This window comes from Microcoleus sp. B3-D7, assembly GCF_036705305.1.
GTDB lineage: Bacteria > Cyanobacteriota > Cyanobacteriia > Cyanobacteriales > Microcoleaceae > Microcoleus.
Genome location: NZ_JAUBUE010000002.1, coordinates 281,455 through 299,884, shown reverse-complemented (window position 1 = coordinate 299,884; position 18,430 = coordinate 281,455). Strand labels below are relative to the sequence as shown.

The window sequence follows — 18,430 nt, the reverse complement described above, 5'->3', positions numbered from 1 at the left end:
CAACAATGAAAGACTCTCAAATGCAGCGCGGACAGGCATGGTTAGAAGAATTGCTACAACTGTCCGCAATTCCTTCAAAAGTGGTATGCGAACAACAAAAAGATTGCTATTGGATGACAATAGATGAAAGCAATCTGACTCCAGAACAAGTTGCAATCTTAGTCGGGCCAAACGGTAATGTAATAGATGCCATTCAGTATCTCTGTAACACGGTTCAGAATATAGGTCAGGAAGTAGAGGAGTCAATTCCTTATACAGTTGAACTAAATGGCTATCGCATCCGCCGCCAAGAGGAATTGCGATCGATGGCAGAGTACGCAGCAGATCAAGCCCGCTCAACGGGAGTTGAAGTTGAAATAAAATCGCTGTCTTCGGCAGAACGCCGTCAAGTCCACAGCTTTTTGAGCGAATGTGAGGACATAGAAACTTACAGTCAAGGGCAAGAACCCGATCGCCGTTTGGTAGTGCGGCTGCGCTGACGCTAAAGAAGGAAGAAGGAAGAAGGAAGAAGGAAGAAGTTAAAAATTAACTATTCCTTTTGACCTTTGAATTCAAGAAGTAGGAAGGCAAAAGATTATGGAGACAATTTATATCCCTCATCTACTCACAAAAAGTGAGCGAAAAGAGGTAATTGATTTTGAAGAATTTATCCCCGATTTAGAAACTCTTACTCCGGTGCGAGGACGACTGCAAGTAACTCACCAAGGAAATTATCTTGAGGTGAAGGCAAAAGCAGAAACAATTGTTACTCTCACCTGCCACAGATGCTTGAAACAATACAATCATCGTTTGGCACTCAACTCATCGGAACTAATCTGGCTCGAAGAAACAGCAAATCAAACTGATTCAAGTTCAGCAGAAATAGAAGTGGCTTTAGAAGATTTGGTGGAAAATTTGTCCCCCGGTGGCTATTTCTCTCCGGGCGATTGGGTATACGAGCAAATGTGCTTGGAACTGCCGCACAAACAGATATGCGATACAGAATGTCCGGGAATTTCTTTAACTGATGATGCAAATACAGAAAGCTCAGAAACAATCTCAGACAGTCGCTGGGCGTCTCTGGAAGCACTTAAACGGCAATTGCCTTAGTCAGTTGACTAATAACTAATGACTATTTTTAGCGACGAGTTTGAACTACTGCTGCGATCGCGCTACCCCCTAATTTACATTCCCACACGGGAGGAAGAGCGCGTAGAAGCGGCGATCGCCCAAAGTGCCAAAAAACAAGGTTCTCGCGCCGTCTACATCTGGGATTTTGTTGATGGCTACCAAGGCAATCCCAACGATGTCGGTTTTGGCAAGCGCAACCCGCTGCAAGCTTTGGAATTTCTCGAAAAATTGCCCGCCTCCGCGCCGGCAATTTTTATTCTGCGCGACTTTCAGCGGTTTTTGGAAGATGTCTCGATTTCCCGCAAGCTGCGGAATTTGGCGAGACTCCTCAAATCAGTACCCAAAAATATTGTCATCGTATCTCCTCTAATTTCGATCCCGGAAGACCTCAGCGAAGTGATGACTGTTTTGGAGTTTCCCCTGCCTGCGGCGGCGGAAATCAAAATTGAGGTAGAAAGGCTGTTAGGGGCTACCGGACAAGCCATTGAAGGGCGTTTGCTGGACGAAACAGTGCGCTCCTGTCAAGGGCTGTCGCTCGAACGAATCCGCCGAGTTTTGGCAAAGGCGATTGCCACCAGAGGCGAACTCCATCCCGACGACGCGGAACTGATTTTAGAAGAAAAGCGCCAAACAATTCGCCAAACTCAAATTCTGGATTTTTACCCAGCCCGCGAAAATATATCCGATATCGGTGGTTTGGACAATCTCAAAGAATGGCTGCTGCGGCGCGGCGGTGCTTTTACCGAACGAGCCCGCCAATACGGTTTGCCGCATCCCAGAGGTTTGTTGTTAGTCGGAATTCAAGGAACCGGAAAATCTTTAACAGCAAAGGCGATCGCTCACCACTGGCATTTGCCTTTGCTGCGCTTGGATGTCGGGCGCTTGTTTGCCGGATTAGTCGGGGAATCGGAATCCCGCACCAGGCAAATGATTCAGCTAGCCGAAGCTTTGGCCCCCTGCGTGCTGTGGATTGACGAGATTGACAAAGCTTTTGCGGGATTAGACGGTAAAGGGGATTCCGGGACAACCAGCCGCGTGTTCGGGACTTTTATTACTTGGTTGGCAGAAAAAACTTCGCCGGTGTTTGTGGTAGCAACAGCCAACAACATCCAGTCTTTGCCGCCAGAAATGCTGAGAAAAGGCAGGTTTGACGAAATATTTTTTGTCGGTTTGCCCAGCCAGGAGGAACGGCGGGCGATTTTTGAGGTACATTTGTTGCGGTTGCGATCGCACAGCATCAAAAATTACGATTTAGAGCGCTTGGCTTACGAAACTCCCGATTTTTCAGGGGCCGAAATCGAGCAAACTTTGATTGAAGCAATGCACATTGGGTTTAGCCAAAATCGAGACTTTACCACAGATGATATTTTAGAATCAGCTAGTCAGATGGTGCCTTTAGCCAGAACGGCTCAAGAACAAATCCAGTTTCTCCAAGATTGGGCCGCTGCGGGGAAAGCTCGCCTTGCTTCTAGGTACGGCAGTTTGAGCCGCCGGATTCAGGGGTAAGCTTTTGAAGTCAGTAGTCAGTAGTTAGTAGCCAGTTGTCAGTTGGCAGTTACCAGATTTTACTCAACATTCAGCAGTCAACACTCAACAGTCAACCTTCTGCCTTCTGCCTTCTGCCTTCTGCCTTCTGCCTTCTATCCGTTACATCCGTTACAGAATCAGTTGCCGAACTTCCTTCTTCCTTCATTTGCGGTTTTATGAACACTGTATATAGCGTTTTCAAATTTTTAGTAGGTTTTCTGCTCGCGATCGTCCTGATGGCAGGTGCTAGCGTGGCGGCTGCACTTTACTTTGCCGCTAAGCTAACTACTGTGCCCGAAAAACCTGTTTTTCCCAACGACAAAACAGCAGTTCAGGTTGCAGGCGCTGCGTCGAAGTCAACAGCCCAGGCTAGCCCTGTTTCTACATCTAGCGATGCCCCGTCTCCCAAACCGCTGGAACCGGGAGCTTACCGCGCGATGGTGACTCAGCCGATCGGCTTAATTCTCCGGGATACAGGTAGTCGAGACTCGAACCGCATTGGCGGTGTTGGTTACAGGGAAAAAGTCGTAGTTTTGGAAGAGTCGCCCGACAAAGAGTGGCAGCGAATTCGGATTGAGGATGACAATCGCGAAGGTTGGGTCAAAGGTGGCAATACTGAAAGAGTTGAGGGCGAATAGGAATTAGACAAAATAGACAAAAAATATACTCCTCTGATTGTGAGGGCAGCGAAGCAATTGTAGTGTGCAGGTTGTTTACCAACCCTGGGTTTTTTCCTGTCTCTGGCTCCAAATATCGAGGTACATATTTATAAATAAAAGTCAAGTTAAATTTATTTACGATATTTGCGATGGCAGTTTGATGTGCTGAGAGTGCGGGTGCGATCGCCCCTGCAAAATCCTGAATTTGACATAAAAGCCCAGCAGACAAAAGGTTTCAAAAGCTAAAACTCAACAGAAAAACTCGAAAATACATAATCCCAACTTATGTTATTCAGGAGAGTATGTTAAGAAAATTAGCAAAATTTTAAGGTTAGTTGCAAAACCCAGGCGGTTGTCACCGCCGCAGAGGCAAGAGTGGTAGCTTGGATTACAAGATGTAAGTTTTCAGCTTAACAGCTACCAACAATAAAAAATATGTACGACAAACGTCCCGATCGAGATTTGGCGACTGCTGCTGTTACTGCGGCTTTGGGAGCTGGGGTCGTTACCTCTTTTGCGGTTAGTAGAGGCCAAAACCCGCTGGTAGCCATCGCAATTACTATTTTTGCAGCGGGAGTAGCTGTAATTTGCGATCGGTTCGGCTTAATTTAAACGATCGTCGATTTTTTAATACAAAGTCAACTTATCAAAAAATCCCCGCCCTATTTGCAACTTGCAAAAGTGGGGATTTTTAGTGGCTAGTTTTTTGGTTAATCAGCGGTACTTTCCCAGACGCACTCGCCACATGAAGAAGCCGCGTTTCTTAACAAAAAATCTGCGATTTCAGGCTCTTTACCCGACAACCAATTAAGGTGAAGAGAACCTGCTCGCAAGTCTTGTGGTAATTTCTGCGGCAGCCAGATAAAATATTAGCCAGCACTACCCCAGAACTTATTCTCTTTCGGCCTTAAAGGCTAAGACGTGCCTGCAAACTTTTTTGCTGAGTCTCGCGCCTCTAGAAGCAGCGATGCTATCTTGGTTATTACCTGTAATTATTATTGACGGTAAATTTTTTAGAAACACGGGTGCTTCGCGCTTTCCAAGTAGAACTTAGCGTTGATAGAATCCAAGCCAAGCGTGCCAAAAATCATTTTTGGAAGTTTGCTCACACAACCCACCCACAATTTCACACTAAAAAATTATGGAATCTCTTGCTTACCTCGAACTTGCTCTTGTTTGCGAAGCACCCGCAGAGTCGAAAATTTTTGATCAGCCCAAGTGGCAAAGCCTATCGAGTCAGACTTACGTCCGTTTGCTGTCTCTGGCTTTGATGGTGTCGGTTTTGAGTGCAGCCGGTTCGGCTTTTGCTCAAATAGATCCGGGATATCCAAATTTGCGCTCTGTTCAAGACAGGTTGCGGGAACTCGGCTATTTTCCCAGATCTTCGACAGGTCAACTCGGCCCGGTTACTCAACAAGCTCTGACTAACTTTCAGCGAGACTATCAACTGTCGCTGACTGGTAGGCCCGATCGAGCTACTGTGATAGCACTCAACAGTTTTGCCGGGGATGACGATCAACCTTTTAGAACTATTAATACCAATTATCGGGAACTGGGTTTTGGAGACGCAGGTGCAGATGTTTCGGCTCTCCAGCGCAGGTTGAAGCAGCTAGGCTACTTCAGCGCGCATCCCACAGGGAGTTTTCGCGAAGTTACTCAAAATGCCGTTAGATATTTCCAGCGAATTAATCGCCTGCGGGTGACGGGAGTTGCCGATAGGCAAACTTTAGCTTTGCTGTTTGGTTCCACCCGGCCAGTTCCCCCCGTTACGCTTCCAGGGAATATTTCGGGAAATGGCGGTTGCAAGGGGCTGCGGTTCGGGGACAGAGGGGCGACGGTAGACTTGATCCAGCGGCAATTAAAAGCTTTGGGCTATTTTGAAGGTGGCGTTGACGGTAAGTTTCGGGAACGCACTCTCTACGCTGTGACTCGTTTTCAGCAAGATTACAATCTGGTTTCTGACGGCTGCGCTGACACTGCTACTTTGACTGCTATCGATGCCCAGATGAGGCAAGCTGAAATTAGCTCATGGACTGAGGAAGATGACCAACAGAGTAATGGCGGAGATTTTCTGGAGTTGGGCGACAGAGGCCGACAAGTAGAATTTGTGCAGCGGCGGCTGCAAGAATTGGGTTATTACAGGAGCCAGATTCACGGTTGGTTCGATCGACCAACTCAGGCAGCTTTGATCCGCTTTCAGAGGGATAGGGGGATGTTCGGGACTGGAAGGGTCGATCGCAGCACTCGATCGGCTTTGCGGCAAGGCAACAGGCAGGCAGCAGCGCCTGTGCCGCAAATCGCCACTGGTCTGCGACGGGGCGATACTGGGCCTGCTGTCCGACAACTTCAGTCTTCGCTCAGAAGTCTGGGCAAAAACCCCGGCCCGGTGAACGGAGTATTTGGAGCCGAGACCGAGTTTGCGGTGCTGTCGTTTCAGCAAGAACGCAATTTGTCACCGGCGACGGGTATTGCCACTCCGGCGACTTTGGCTGCGCTCCAAAACGGATTAGCTGGCCGGATAGCTGTTCCTGCTGTTCCAATTAGCAGCAGTTTCAACTCTCGATCGAGCATTCAGCAATTACAAAGGCGGCTGCAAGACCTCGGTTTTTACACAGGCCCCATCGGCGGAGTTTTCGATGCTTCGACGAGAGACGCCCTCGATCGAGCTCAGCGCAGTTACGGGGTCAGCAGCGACGATTTGTTGAGCCAAACTTTTTAGCCCCAGGCTTGCGGACGCTACATCCAAGAAATCGGGTTTCTGGTTTCCGACTCATTCCTGAAATGATGTATTTTTCTGAAGAAACCCGGTTTCCGCGTAACTGCGATCGCACTTGGGCTACCAATTTTTGTTAAAACTTGTAACAAGCGGTACTTGGAATGCGAAAATAGTGTACTGTCACTCGATTGAATCCGGGACGCTGCTGCCGTTGTGGGCGATCGACCTCGGACAAGACCAATTGCTGGAAACCAAAGACGGCCATCCCATCCGCAAAGCTTCGTGGCACACCGTATGAATCGTTAGCTGGCAGTCTAGCAGGTGCAACCCAGACTTTTCAGCTTGCTTCAGGCCAATTTTCAAAATCGAATCGTTGTTAAATTCGATCGTTCTGTTGCACTGAACGCAGACTAGGTGGTGGTGGTGATGCGGGTAAGGCTGGTTTATTTCATAGTGTTTGTGACCTTCTGCTAGTTCGAGTTCGCGGAGGAGGCTCATCCTTGCCATTAACTTTAAAGTTCGGTAAATGGTGGACAAGCTAATGTTTTCTCCGCGATTTTTTAACAAAGTGTACAAATCCTCCGCACTCAGGTGATTGCCTTTGGGGAGGTTCTGAAACACGTGCAAGATGGTTTCCCGTTGGGGAGTCATCCGCCAGCCTTTGTCATTGAGTTCGGATTTGAATGAGGACGCGGTGTAAAGTGCCATAGTGACCCTCTCAAGAAAGTCTGCCTATTGACAATAATACACAACGATCGAGATATTTTGCAAATATCGCAGCTTATTGAAAAAAGATTGAGGAAAAAATTTGGTTTTTGATATTTTTTGACTTTTAACAAGCTTGATGACTTGCTGCAGAGGACAGAGAAGTTGGTTAGAAGTAAATATTGTTACTTCTGCCGAATGCCTCATGCCTTCTGCACAAGTGCCAAATGCCTTGCTCCCTGATTAATAATCGCGCTGACTGACCGGCCAAATTTAAGTCAGAGACTCCAGATAGTCGCGGACGCGGTTGCGACGCTTAGGTTGGCGGAGTTTTTGCAAAGCTTTGGCTTCAATTTGGCGAACCCGCTCGCGGGACAAGTCGAGGGCGCGACCGATTTCTGCCAGCGAATAGGGGTGTCCGTCACCCAAACCAAAGCGCATCAGAATTACATCTCGCTCGCGGCTGGTCAAATCTGCCAGCAGTTGCTGCAAGTCGCGGTGCAGAGCTTCTCGCATCAGCATTTCTTCTGGGGAGATGCTGTCGGTTTCAAGCAAGTCGCCCAACTCTGTATCTTTTTCGTTGCCCACTTTAGTTTCCAAAGAAACAGAACGGGGGACTCGCAGTAAAACTTCTCGGACTTGGGGCGCCGTCATTTCCAACTCGACAGCGATGTCTTCGATCGTAGCTGTCCGACCTTTTTCTTGAGAAATTTTGCGCTGGGCTTTCTTGATTTTGTTAAGTTTTTCGGTGATGTGGACGGGGAGGCGAATTGTGCGGCTTTGAGTGGCGATAGCCCGCGTAATTCCCTGCCGAATCCACCAGTAGGCATAGGTGCTAAACCGATAGCCCCGCGTCGGGTCAAACTTTTCTACAGCTCGCTCCAGTCCCAGAGTACCTTCTTGTATTAAGTCGAGCAATTCTAAACCGCGATTTTGATATTTTTTCGCCACCGAAACCACCAGGCGCAGGTTCGCCTTAATCATGTGGTCTTTAGCTTCGACGCCTTCAGCTTGAATTCTTTCGATCGTCTCGACCGTCATCTCGGCTAACTCGGCCCACTGGCGCTTGCCTTCGGACATAATTCGCTTGAGTTCTGGCACGTCACTGACACCGGCGGTTAATGCCCAGCGTTCCAGGGAAGGTTTATGTCCCAACTGTGCGGCTAACCGATCGCGCACTTCAATTAAATGCACGAAGCGCCCAATTAGCCCTTCTTCTTGGGAGGCGACGGTGTTGCGTAATTCCAGCAATTTGATATAGCGCTGAACTTTTTGAGCTTCCGAGACTTCTTCGTCTCTACCCAAGAGACGAACCCGACCTATTTCTTGGAGGTACAGACGGACTAAATCTGTAGTGCGACGGTTGGCATTTTTTTGCAATTTGGCTGCTGGGTCTGCATCTTCTGTCTCTGCTGGGTCTTGGTCAAGCAGTTCGTCTCCAGCTTCTTCAGCATCTTCATCCAACACATCACCTTGCAAGGGATTGACTCGCAGTTGTTCGTCGAATTCAGCTTCAGCGTAAAAAGAGGTGGCTGGCATAGTGATTTTCTCAGTGGCTCCGGTGAAAAGATGCTACGCTTAGCGGTTATTTATAATTATGATGCCCGCTTGGTTAAGACGAAGCATCACCGCTTTGTGTTTCTTTACTAACTTTCCTGACTTTTCTGCTGTTGTTCGATCGAACTTTTGCTGCCCCACTTGTTTTACCAAGATTCTGGAAAACGCTAAGAACTTTCTGATGTAACAGGTTGAAGGCCCGAAAAGTGTGTTGTACTTCTTTGTTTATGTAGCTAGTATAGATAGTGACTGGCTAGAAACAAGTGACGTTAGTCAGAAGTTAAGTTAATCTTCATCACCGATAACCTGGTTCCCGATCACTTCGGAAAATTAGCCATTTTTTTAATAAAACTTTATATAACTCGGCGCTCTAGATTAAAAATACCTTAGTGAACGCAGACGTTTAATCCATTACAGCATATGGGCTTGAGAGTTGCTATAGTCCGCAGTACCGAGTTATTGGCTGACGCAAAACCGGGTTTATTCCTCAAATTTCTGGATTAAAACCTAGAAGTTTGAGGAAGAAACCCGGTTTCTGCATCTCTTTTGGGTAAGTCGCGACTTTGAGGCGACGATCGACCGATAATTGTTTTGCTGTTGGCTGCTGCTTCCCGCTTAACATCACGCCCGAACACCAGCATCTGAAACCGGGTTTTTTGCCCAGGGCTTGCATATCAAGCGCAAGTTTTTCCTCGCTGTTACCCGGTGGATCTGGTTTTAGTGAGAATGTTGCGATCGGGCGCGAGTCAACTCAAATTAAAATTGCTAGCGTGGGTAAAGTTTCATCAGTTCCCTTACCTGTTCGGCGTGATAGGAACTGCGAGTTAAGGGAGAAGCGACAACTTGCAAGAATCCCAAAGATTCGCCAAACTTTCTCCAAGCATCAAACTGTTCCGGAGGCACAAAGTTTTCTACGTTCAAGTGCTTTTGAGTCGGTTGCAGGTACTGTCCAACTGTTAAAATATCGCAGCCGACAGCCCGTAAGTCCTGCATCGCCTCCCGAATTTCGGTGTCTGTTTCTCCCAGTCCCACCATGATGCCGGATTTGGTGTAAACCCCAGGTGCGAGTTCGCGGCTTCGCTGCAATAGTTCCAAGGTGCGATCGTACTTTCCTTGCGGCCGAACCTTGCGGTAAAGTCGCTTTACGGTTTCAGTATTGTGGTTGAGTACCTCTGGGCGGGCTGCGAGAATGATTTCTAAAGCTTGCCAGTTCCCGCACAAGTCGGGAATCAAAACTTCTATAGTTGTATCGGGCATCGCCGATCGCACTGCTTGAATGCACTCGACAAACTGAGACGCGCCTCCATCCGGCAAATCGTCCCGGTTGACAGAGGTAATGACGACGTGATTGAGTTTGAGCCGCTGCACAGCTTGCGCCAATCTTTGGGGTTCCGTGGGATCTAAAGGTTGGGGCTTTTTCTCAAAATCGATGTCGCAGTAAGGACAGGCGCGGGTACAAGCCGGACCCATAATTAAAAATGTCGCAGTACCTGCGTTGAAGCATTCGCCGATGTTCGGACACGAAGCCTCCTCGCAAACCGTATTCAGGGATAAATCCCGCAAAATTTCTTTGACGTTGCCGACGCGCTCCCACTGGGGGGCTTTAACTCGCAACCACTGGGGCTTAACTGTCACGTCTGTCTCCGCCTGAGTAGTATTTTACAAATAATTATATACGAGCTTGCTCAATTTTGACTTGAGTGTGATAGGCTAAAAATATAGTGACTAAATTCGGGATGTAGCGCAGCTTGGTAGCGCACCTCGTTCGGGACGAGGGGGTCGCAGGTTCAAATCCTGTCATCCCGATTATAAAATTAAATTGGATATTCCCCAGGAAGTGAGTTTGTTTTGGGCGATCGTCCGGGTGTGTATATTTGTGGTACGCATAAATTAGTCGAGGGGGCGATTCCCTACGGGATAGCTGCGCTTCACGGGCGTGTTAATTTGCCTTTGCTAAAAAATTAACTTTAGCGACTGTTTTGGCAAAGGGAATGAGAGAATAAGGCGTAAAGAATCACAACAGCAGTAAAGAGTAGCCAACAAGTCTTTGCCTTCTCCCTCTGTGATGATTTGGGACGGTGTTTAATCACACGTACTTGCTCAAAACTGAGAACTTTGACCAAAGTTTAAAACCGGAGGCAAGTATAAATACTGCAATAATTCTTACATACAATTTTATTAAAATTTACATCTTCAGATAGATGTATTAATAGGTGAATGAGCTTATAATAAAACCTAATTGTTAGCATGTCTAAAATTAACCCAAAAACCGGAGGATATTCCAATGCAAATAAGTGGCAAAGCCTTCGGCTCATGCTCTCGCTGCGAAACAGTACCCGAAAAAATAGAGGGCAAGGGAGGTCTATACCTGTGGTTTCCAGTATCGCACACGCTGACCAAGGTTATTTCTGCACTAACCAAGGCAGAAATTGAATTCCGGCTGTTAGAAGAGAGCAAGTGTTTGTACATTATGCTTGAGGGAATAGCCACAGAAAAGTTTAACGCCCTAGCATCATCGGCGCTGACAAATCAAGAGTTGAAAGAGACAAAAGTTTTGTGGATGCGCGAAGTTGAACAGCCGAAACTTAGCGATTTTTATCGCAGCACTTCTTTAGACTCTTTTATTAATTTGAGTAACTCTGATTGGCTGTTAGATTTATTGTCCGAAGAACGCATTACTACACATTTTCAGCCCATTGTTTATACCTCAGATACTTCTAAAATTTTTGCCCACGAAGCGCTGCTCCGAGGAATTGACGAGCAAGGAAACTTAATTTATCCTGGTCGGATTTTTTCCCAAGCAGAATCAGCAGGCCTAATTTTTCAACTAGATGTTTTAGCCCGGACTCGCGCTATCCGCGAAGCCCATGTTTACAATATCAAAGAACTACTTTTTATTAATTTTTCTCCGACTTCAGTTTACGATCCCGCTACGTGCCTGCGAAGAACAGTACAGGCTATTGATGAAGCGGGAATTCCTCACAGCAATATTGTTTTTGAAGTAGCGGAATCTCAGCACCCTCCTGATATCGATCACTTGATTAATATTCTGAGGTTTTACCGAGAGGCTGGATTTTTAATTGCCCTGGACGATTTTGGCAGCGGTTCTTCTAATTTAAATTTAATGCACCAACTGCGTCCAGATTTTATTAAGTTGGATATGCAATTGATTCGCAACGTCCATCAAGATTATTATAAGGCACTCATTACGGAAAAGATGTTAGAAATTGCCGCTCAATTAGAAATTAAAACTGTTGCTGAAGGTGTGGAAACTTTGGAGGAGTTTGAGTGGGTACGAGAACGGGGAGCAACTTTGGTTCAAGGTTATTTGATTGCTAAGCCGACTTCTCCGCCGATCGCAGTTACGAGCTATATTGGTGCTGAACCACTACCTATTACTGCTTAAATGGTTTTCAGTTGCGATTGGGCGCTACGTTTGCTCGTTCGCAGCCCGAGCTTGGGGACGCATATAGGAAGGCTCTGCCTCGATTAAAATGAGACAAGAGTTTGGAGGCAGAGCCTCCGGATCTTCATTACCAGGCTATGCCTGGTAACGAAAATAACTAGCATTTTAAACGCTCAAATTGCGCCGCAGAAAGCTTTCTAAGGATTCCATTCTCATGCCGTAAATAGATTCCAAGTTTTGCACTTCTTCGGGAGTGCAGAAATACTCGTTACCCAGCAATACGCGCAAAGTTCCTAAGTCTTTTTGAGCTTGAGGATTCAATAAACCCAAGGCATTTCTCAAACCGTCAAACACAACCAGTGGCGGGTTTATTACCATCGGTTCGCGATTGAATAAGCGTGCAAAAATGCGGGGAATGTCGTCTCTTGTCAGCACATCCGGGCCACCGACTCGCAGAATTTGGTTTCGGGCGCCTTCGACTGTTGACGAGTCTGCGGCAATCTTTGCTAAGTCGTCGGTACTGACAATAGATGTGCGGTTTTTGCCGTCTCCAATCAGCAGGTAAAGTCCGGTTTCTCGAAATCTTTCTGCTAGGGGTAACAAGCTGGAAGCAAAACCTGCAGGCCGCAAGATTGTATAATTCAATCCGCTGTTTTGCAGGTATTTTTCAACTTCTCGCTTGGCTTTGAATACTGCGGAATCTTCGTATCCCCGATCAACTCCCAGTACCGAAACAAAGACAAAGTGCAGCACTCCGGCTTCTTTGGCACAGTCGATCAATTCTATGTTAGCGCGGTAGTGTACTGCTTGAACGTCGCCGCCGGTGCCGTGGCTGCTGATGATGTACTGCACTCCTTGGCAGGCTTTTTTAATATCTTTGTCTTGTTTTAAGTCGCCAATAAAAATCTCGGCACCTCGGTTTTCTAGTTCTGAGTAGCGAGATGCGAGGCGAACGAATGCGCGGACAGGCTTCTCTTGCTGTCTGATTTCTCGTACAATTCGGCGGCCTAGTGCGCCTGTTGCTCCGGTTACTAAGAACATGATTTTTAGTTGTTGGTTGTTACTTACATCTTGCACATTTCTCAAGAACAGGCAAGATGCCTGTTCCACAAAGAGTGAATTTTCTTGTGGGGTGGGCATCCTGCCCGCCCATAAAAGGCTTATTGAGAATGGTGCAATATTTCAGTTTCTATTAACCTTATAACTTATAAATCAAATTTCGACAATTACGGGGGCGTGGTCGCTGGGTTTGATTAATTTTCTGGGAGCAACATCTATTGTACAGTTTTTTGCTTGTTCGTACAGGGGAGAGCTGAGATAATGGTGGTCGATTCTCCAGCCGTTGTTGCGGGGAAATGCGGCGGCGCGGTAGTCCCACCAGCTATAATGACCTCCTTCTGATGTGAATTTGCGAAAGGGGTCATTTAATCCTAATTCTATGATTTCTGTGAGTGCGAGGCGTTCGGCTACTGATAGGCCGACGGAGTTTGCATTGGCTTTGGGATTGTGGATATCTCGATCGTCCGGGACGATGTTGAAGTCGCCGCAAATGCACAAGTTAGGGGATTTATCTAGTGCTATTTTGAGGTATTCTTGGAGGAGTTTGAGCCACTTTAGTTTGTACTCATATTTCTCGCTGCCAACTTCGGAACCGTTGGGAACGTATACGCAAATAATGCAAATATCGTCTATAACCCCGGCTATTAGGCGTTTTTGTTCGTCAAAAATACCTGCGGTTTCGTCGCCGAGAAGGGGGGCAAATCCGCTGCTGATTTCCGACATGGGCGATCGGCTAAAAATGGCGACGCCGTTGTAGGATTTTTGACCGGAAATGTAGCAGTTGTAGCCGAGGTTGGTGAAGGGTTCTAGGGGGAAGTCTTTGTCTGTAACTTTGGTTTCTTGGAGGCAGAGAACGTCTGGGGAGTTTGTTTGCAACCAGCTAGTAACGTGTTCTATGCGGGTGCGGATTGAGTTGACGTTCCAGGTGGCGATTTTCATTTTTTGTTTGTTATATACTCTCTGATTACTGGCGCGATGGTAAAGTGCGATCGCCCATTTTGTTGTACAGTTTCAACTAATGACGGTCGTCCTAAAGATTGCATGACATTTAATAGTTCTGCTCGTGATATTTGCAGGTTTTCTGGTATTTTTGAGATGTCTGCTGGTTCGATCGTGCTTGCCAAGAGATAACTTGTTGTTCGGATGCGGTTAGGCGATCGCACTGCTGGTGCAGCAGAGATTCTCAGTCACCTAAGAACAGGGTATCATAGGAGAGGAATTCGGAAACGCTACCGCCGAATAAGTATTGAATCTATGACTTTTTCGGTAGCAACCAGCTAAATGTGACTTTTTATGGTCGAGCTGGGATGTAAAAACCTACTAAATATGACCTTATATTGAATAAGTTAAGATGGCTGACATAACTTCAAGAACCACCGAACACTTAGACTACCCATTCCTATTAGTCACACACATGGTCTGTGCGGATCAGCAGATTCACAGTGAAGAGTCGAAAGCACTACGCGAACTAGCAACGCAGATCAGCGCTTCTCAACGGACTCTCGCTGAGATGGAAAAAATTCTGGCTCAAGAGGAAAACCAGCTTTCTCTAGATGATTTAGCTGCGAAAGTGTCGCCCGGTCAGCAAAGTGAGGCCATGTCGCAAATGTTGGCGATCGCCTATGTTGACGGTTTCTGTTCAGCATTAGAACGCCAGATGGCGGAACAAGTAGCACTGATTTGGAACTGGCCAACGGGAGAAGTACAGCGGCAGCTTGTAGAAGCAGGAGCCTTCGCTGATACCCGATTCATAGGCGAACACAACCAACAACAGAAACCCTCTATCGGTGCGCGTTTCCTTGCAGGGGCTGATTCTCTCCTTTCACGCGCATTGGTGGATAATGTAGCAAAGCTCACTGGGAGTGAGCAAAAAGTTGAGCAAATACGACGGGAAATCCTGTTAACTGGACCAGAATATGATGAGGCGATTCGTCAGTGTTCAGTCATCGCTGATGAGGATTATAAATTTGCAAAATCGGCACTTCTAACAGCTCTATCAGCCCTTTCCAACTTGGAAACAAATATTCAAGTGGCTATCGAAGACATCAAACATAAAACAAGCGGTAAAGGTCAAGCTACCACTGCTAAAGAAGTCGCCAAGCAACTTGAGGATACTAGAAATGCTCTAAGTGCCGAAATTATCAAAGAAATGGAAATTGTGCGCGAGTCGCTTCGGGCCAAGGAACGCGCTCTCAATCATTTCAGCATCACATTTATGGGCAAGACTAAGGCTGGCAAAAGCACTCTTCACGCCATAGTTACAGATGATGGATGGGATGCGATAGGTGTAGGTAAGCAGCGCACAACTAGGTTTAATCGGGTGTACGAGTGGAAGAATATTCGCATCATTGATACTCCTGGGATTGGTGCTCCGGGTGGCCAAAGTGATGAACAAATTGCTAAAAGTATTATCGACGAGTCAGATGTGATTTGTTATGTGGTGACAAATGAGAGTATCCAAGAGAGTGAGTTTGCTTTCTTGCGGCTATTAAAGGAAAAAGCCAAGCCATTAATTATTCTACTGAATGTCAAGAAGAACCTACGGCACTCTCATCGGTTGGAGGATTTCTTAAAAAACCCCGATAAACTCTTTGAAATGGATGGTCAAAGTGGTCTAGGCGGGCACATTGAACGTATCCGTCGCTACGCTCGTGAGCATTATGCTAATGACTATTTCGATATTGTTCCTGTGATGCTGTTGGCGGCGCAGCTTTCCCGCGAACCAGAACACGCAAAGAAGAAACAGGAGCTTTTTCAGGCAAGTCGGATGCAGAAGTTTCTAGGTTCAATCCGTCTATCTCTCGTTGATCATGGGGTAATTCGTCGCTCTCAAACTTTGCTCGGTTCTACCGTAGGCGAAATCGATAAGCCTTATAAGTGGGTAAATAAACAAGCTTTAGTCTATGAAAAATTGACAGAAACTCTGAAAAATGAGCGCGAGGGAATCCAAAAGGACATCCGAAAAACAGCTAAGGATGCTAAAGACTCTTTACTGAAAAAAATCGAGATGATTTTTCAAGAGGCTATAGAAGCTGTTCCATCTTTTGCAGAAGATCATTGGAACTGTAACGAAGTTGCCATGAAGCTGGGATGGGAAACAAAGTTAAAAGCACTTCGATTTGAGAAACGCTTAAAGATAGCTTATGAAGAGACTAGCAAAAAATTCAACAAGGAAGTTCAGGAAGTTCTGGAGGAAATAGGAAATGAATTACAGCTAATATCTGAGCTTGGTAGTAGCGATTTCAACTTTCCTGAGCAGGATTCAAACAATTTTCGAGATTTTGTGCGAATTGGTGGAGGCATTCTAGGGATAGCAGGAACTATTATAGCGTTATTCGTAGCCGCTCCTGTTGGGATTTTTATAGGGATAGGAACTACTGTTGTTAGCATGATGACAGGACTTTTTAAATCCAAAGATGAAAAGCGACGCGAGGCTGTTATAAATATCTCAACTTCATTAAAAAGTCAGCTCAACACTCAGAGGCAAAAGACTCTACAGCAGGCTCACAGGGAATTTGGTAAGTATTCTGATTCCGTAACCACGAACATCAACATCTATTTTGAAGAATTGATTACAGGGCTAGAAGCGATCGCGACTCAGCTCGAAGAAGCAAAAAAGAAGTTATCAGGGACAGCAAATTATCTAAATCGTGCTTATGCAAAGCGAATCATTGACTGGTCTACTGAACAACAGGAAACTCTAACAGATAAGTGCATCAACCACACCATTGCTAGAGTCGAAAGAGATTTCGGACGTAGCATGAAGATTGTCACAAAATCTAAAGTTCAACGACTAAAAAAATCCCTAGAGGATATTAAACACATCCTTCAAGAGGATATTTCATTTAGCAATCTCGAATCTTCCCAAAAAAAACTCAACTACCATGACTCAGAACCACCCCAAATTTAAAGCTGCTGATGTTGCTGGATATTTCACGAAAACGCTAGTAAATTTTGACAAGTTACTGGCTCAGGGAAACACACCCGAACTAACAGCTATCCGAAAAAAAGTGCGCGATGAATTAAAAGAGTATCGAGATCAGGGGATTCTCGGAGTAGCTTTTGTGGGGCAGTACAGTGCAGGTAAATCAACCATCATTTCGGGCCTGACAGGACGGCGCGATATCCGCATTGATGCTGATATTGCTACTGATAAAACTACCAATTATGATTGGAACGGCATCAAGCTAATTGATACGCCTGGACTTTTTACAGACCGCCAAGATCACGATGAAACTACTTATGAAGCGATCAACAAATCAGACTTGCTGGTTTTCTGCCTCACCTATATGCTCTTTGACTCACTGACAGCAGAGAATTTCAAGAAGTTAGCCTATGAAAAAGGCTATCGCTGGAAAATGATGCTGGTTCTCAATAAAATGTCTGATGAAGCAGGAGAAGAAGAGCAAAAGATTGCTAACTACCGCCAAAGTCTTGCCGATGCACTGAAGCCTTACAGTCTCGATGAATTTCCGATTTGCTTTATCGATGCCAAAGATTATTGTGAAGGCATTGATGCTAACGATGATTTTCTGACGGAAATCAGCCGATTTCCAACTTTTATTGATGCGCTCAATCAGTTTATAGAGCGTCGTGGCTCCCTTGCTAGTTTTGATACACCAGTCCGAATTGCCCTTAGCTGTGTTGATGATGCTCAGTTGAGCTTTACTCGCAACTCTAGCGAAGATTCTACTTTTTTTGAAGTGCTAACACGGTTATCTCGTACAGTGCGGAAGGAGCGAGATCGCCTGCGAACCAAGGTTAAAAATATAGCCCTAGAGATGGCTTCAGGAGTTGCTAGCGAAGGCAACACTCTTGCCGCAGCAGTAGGTAGCGATGGGAATTTTGAAAGCCTTAATAAACAAGCTGAAGAGAATGTGCAGAAACACTATGAAAAAGCAGAAAGAAAACTGCAAGAAGCTGTGAATGTAGCAGTTGAGGATATCCGGCAGGAGGTTGAAGAAGTGCTAGAAGGTAATCTAGTCAAGAGTTTTGTTGCTTGCCTAGATAAAAATCAAAATATATCAGCCCAAAATCTAGGGGCTGGTATGGATGTGGAGCGACTAAAAAGCCAAGTTAACTGGTTTAAAAGCATCGGTGAGACGGCCGGGGTGAAGCTGACCACTTTGGCATCGAGGAGTTTTGCAAAAACCGCTGCTGAACAAGGATTTCTACGTTCTATAGATGTAGCAGGAAGCGGTCTACATCAAGGTGTTGTGGCTGTGGGAAAATTTGTCGGCTTTAAATTTAAACCGTGGCAAGCAGTTGGTATTGCAAAAAACATCGGCAATGCTGCTAAATTCCTTGGGCCTGCTCTAGCAATTGTTTCGGTAGGAGTAGATATTTTACAAATGCAACAGGAACATGAGCGAGAAAGGCAAATGTCTGATGTCCGTCGTGATATTACCAGTCAGTTTCAATCAATAGCAAAAGACTTGGAAAATCAAATTGAAATACAGCTATTTGAATTTGAGCAACAGGTTTACGGAGAGATTGAGAAGAAAATTGTAGCCGCTCGTCAGGAGGGAGAGGAAGCGATTTCTGCTTCTAATACTTGGGTAAAACAACTGGCAGAAATCCGTAAGGATTTTGACGGGATTATCCAGTACATCACCAATGCAACAGTTAATCCGAATACTTGAATCTGAAAAAGTGCGATCGCCCTTACGTCCCAACTTGTCAAAAAGCGCG

At 46.0% G+C, this 18,430-nt stretch carries 14 protein-coding genes, 1 tRNA gene and 1 pseudogene; 10 read left to right on the top strand and 6 right to left on the bottom strand.

Features of this window, described 5'->3' with window-relative positions; all coding sequences use genetic code 11:
* Window positions 1-5: 5 nt before the first annotated feature.
* The 6 genes from QUB25_RS02915 (at window position 6) to QUB25_RS02890 (ending at window position 6,015) form a co-directional block, all read left to right on the top strand.
* Window positions 6-479 (top strand): R3H domain-containing nucleic acid-binding protein, encoded by a 474-nt coding sequence (locus tag QUB25_RS02915; RefSeq protein ID WP_333039170.1) that lies wholly within the window; start codon window positions 6-8, stop codon window positions 477-479.
* 97 nt (window positions 480-576) lie between these two features.
* Window positions 577-1,089, top strand: coding sequence for a YceD family protein (locus QUB25_RS02910; RefSeq protein ID WP_333059967.1), 513 nt, complete (start codon window positions 577-579; stop codon window positions 1,087-1,089).
* A gap of 18 nt (window positions 1,090-1,107) precedes the next feature.
* On the top strand, window positions 1,108-2,616 hold the full coding sequence (locus QUB25_RS02905; RefSeq protein ID WP_333181950.1) for an AAA family ATPase: 1,509 nt from the start codon (window positions 1,108-1,110) through the stop codon (window positions 2,614-2,616).
* Between the two features lie 197 nt (window positions 2,617-2,813).
* A complete protein-coding gene (locus QUB25_RS02900; RefSeq protein ID WP_333059966.1) occupies window positions 2,814-3,275 on the top strand; it encodes an SH3 domain-containing protein in 462 nt (153 codons plus the stop codon).
* Between the two features lie 456 nt (window positions 3,276-3,731).
* Entirely contained in the window at window positions 3,732-3,908 is a 177-nt protein-coding gene (locus QUB25_RS02895; RefSeq protein ID WP_242724391.1) for a hypothetical protein, read from the top strand.
* Window positions 3,909-4,437: 529 nt separating this feature from the next.
* The gene (locus QUB25_RS02890; protein WP_333181949.1) at window positions 4,438-6,015 is read left to right on the top strand and encodes a peptidoglycan-binding protein; all 1,578 of its coding nucleotides are present in this window, start codon (window positions 4,438-4,440) and stop codon (window positions 6,013-6,015) included.
* A gap of 177 nt (window positions 6,016-6,192) precedes the next feature.
* Here the strand turns inward: QUB25_RS02890 and QUB25_RS02885 are convergent, their stop codons facing one another.
* From QUB25_RS02885 to lipA, 4 genes and pseudogenes are all read right to left on the bottom strand, one after another.
* Complete coding sequence (locus QUB25_RS02885) at window positions 6,193-6,720, bottom strand: transcriptional repressor (RefSeq protein ID WP_333059964.1); 528 nt, start codon at window positions 6,718-6,720, stop codon at window positions 6,193-6,195.
* A gap of 270 nt (window positions 6,721-6,990) precedes the next feature.
* The gene (gene sigC / locus QUB25_RS02880) at window positions 6,991-8,256 is read right to left on the bottom strand and encodes an RNA polymerase sigma factor SigC (RefSeq protein ID WP_333039158.1); all 1,266 of its coding nucleotides are present in this window, start codon (window positions 8,254-8,256) and stop codon (window positions 6,991-6,993) included.
* A 505-nt stretch (window positions 8,257-8,761) separates the two neighbouring features.
* The gene (locus QUB25_RS02875; protein ID WP_333181948.1) at window positions 8,762-8,947 is read right to left on the bottom strand and encodes a hypothetical protein; all 186 of its coding nucleotides are present in this window, start codon (window positions 8,945-8,947) and stop codon (window positions 8,762-8,764) included.
* A gap of 92 nt (window positions 8,948-9,039) precedes the next feature.
* Window positions 9,040-9,915, bottom strand: a pseudogene (gene lipA, locus QUB25_RS02870) (lipoyl synthase); the annotation flags it as partial.
* A 91-nt stretch (window positions 9,916-10,006) separates the two neighbouring features.
* Here lipA and QUB25_RS02865 point away from each other — a divergent pair.
* Together QUB25_RS02865 and QUB25_RS02860 are read left to right on the top strand one after the other, a co-directional pair.
* Window positions 10,007-10,080: transfer RNA gene (locus tag QUB25_RS02865), tRNA-Pro, on the top strand.
* Window positions 10,081-10,558: 478 nt separating this feature from the next.
* Entirely contained in the window at window positions 10,559-11,680 is a 1,122-nt protein-coding gene (locus tag QUB25_RS02860) for an EAL domain-containing protein (protein ID WP_333181947.1), read from the top strand.
* A 165-nt stretch (window positions 11,681-11,845) separates the two neighbouring features.
* Here QUB25_RS02860 and QUB25_RS02855 read toward each other — a convergent pair whose 3' ends face one another.
* Entirely contained in the window at window positions 11,846-12,721 is an 876-nt protein-coding gene (locus QUB25_RS02855) for an SDR family oxidoreductase (protein WP_333181979.1), read from the bottom strand.
* Between the two features lie 171 nt (window positions 12,722-12,892).
* On the bottom strand, window positions 12,893-13,678 hold the full coding sequence (gene xth / locus QUB25_RS02850) for an exodeoxyribonuclease III (protein ID WP_333181946.1): 786 nt from the start codon (window positions 13,676-13,678) through the stop codon (window positions 12,893-12,895).
* A 412-nt stretch (window positions 13,679-14,090) separates the two neighbouring features.
* Here xth and QUB25_RS02845 point away from each other — a divergent pair, with 412 nt between their 5' ends.
* Both QUB25_RS02845 and QUB25_RS02840 read left to right on the top strand, forming a co-directional pair.
* Entirely contained in the window at window positions 14,091-16,649 is a 2,559-nt protein-coding gene (locus QUB25_RS02845; protein WP_333181945.1) for a GTPase, read from the top strand.
* Entirely contained in the window at window positions 16,624-18,381 is a 1,758-nt protein-coding gene (locus QUB25_RS02840) for a GTPase (RefSeq protein ID WP_333181944.1), read from the top strand. Before QUB25_RS02845 ends, QUB25_RS02840 begins: the two co-directional genes overlap by 26 nt.
* The last annotated feature ends 49 nt before the right edge of the window (window positions 18,382-18,430 follow it).